Source organism: Pantoea pleuroti (genome assembly GCF_014156615.1).
In the GTDB taxonomy this organism is placed as follows: domain Bacteria; phylum Pseudomonadota; class Gammaproteobacteria; order Enterobacterales; family Enterobacteriaceae; genus Pantoea; species Pantoea agglomerans.
The window spans coordinates 247-1,112 of record NZ_SBFD01000025.1 but is presented as its reverse complement, the minus strand read 5'-3'; the positions used below and the strand labels follow the sequence as shown (position 1 = coordinate 1,112).

Annotated in this window: 1 protein-coding gene; it reads right to left on the bottom strand. The window is 56.1% G+C overall.

Annotated features, from left to right (window positions below; genetic code table 11):
* Window positions 1–834: IS110 family RNA-guided transposase (locus EPG66_RS22785; RefSeq protein ID WP_182688183.1), on the bottom strand; the 834-nt coding region annotated here is incomplete at its 3' end.
* Window positions 835–866: the final 32 nt, after the last annotated feature.

Genomic DNA, 866 nt, shown 5'->3' with positions numbered 1-866 from the left:
ATTATGTTTTATCGCCGTCATGGCGCTGAGATACAGTTTAGCCCGTAAATCGGCCGGACCCGTTTTGGTCAGGCGTGAACGGCCGTTCACTGAACTGCCTGACCGTTTCTCCCGCGGAACCAGACCCAGCCATGCCGCCGCCTGTTCCGGGCTGCTGAAGGCGTTTCCACGCAGCACTGCCAGCATATTCGAGCCCACCTGCTTACCAATGCCTTTCACCGACGTCAGGTACTTCATGTCCTGCTTCAGGTCCGGATGGTTATCAATATGGTCGTCGATCTGCTGCTGGACCGAAAGCAGCTCTGCATCCAGCGCCGCTATCATTTTTGTTACTGAAGCTTCAACGCGTGTGGAAAAGCGGGTGACGTGCAGTTTTTCCAGCCGGTTCTGCTCACGCTGCAAATCTTCCCGCAGCGCATCGCGCCTTTTCAGCAGCGCTTTCAGTTCCCGGATGGCCGGTGGCGGGGGCACCCATGCTTCCGGCTGGCGCAGTGCGCCATAGAGCGCCAGAACATGGGCATCTACGTGGTCGTTTTTCGTCAGAATGCCCATGCCTGTAGCAAAAGACCGCACACGGACCGGACTGGCAACCACCACGCGAAGTCCTTTTTCATGCAGACCATAAGCAAGATGCTCATGATAGGTTCCCGTCGGCTCCAGGATGACCTGTAGCTCAGAAAGAGCGACTTTTCTGACCGCCAGCCACTCAAGCAACTGCCGGGCCACGTCCGGTCCGTTAGAAAGCACTTTGGTTTTTTTCCTGCCCCCGGGGCCTTCCGGAAGCAGGCAGACATCAATTTTACTTTTCCCGACATCAACACCGAGCTGAATCATTTTGCGTCTCCTTTCACCTGATACCATCACGC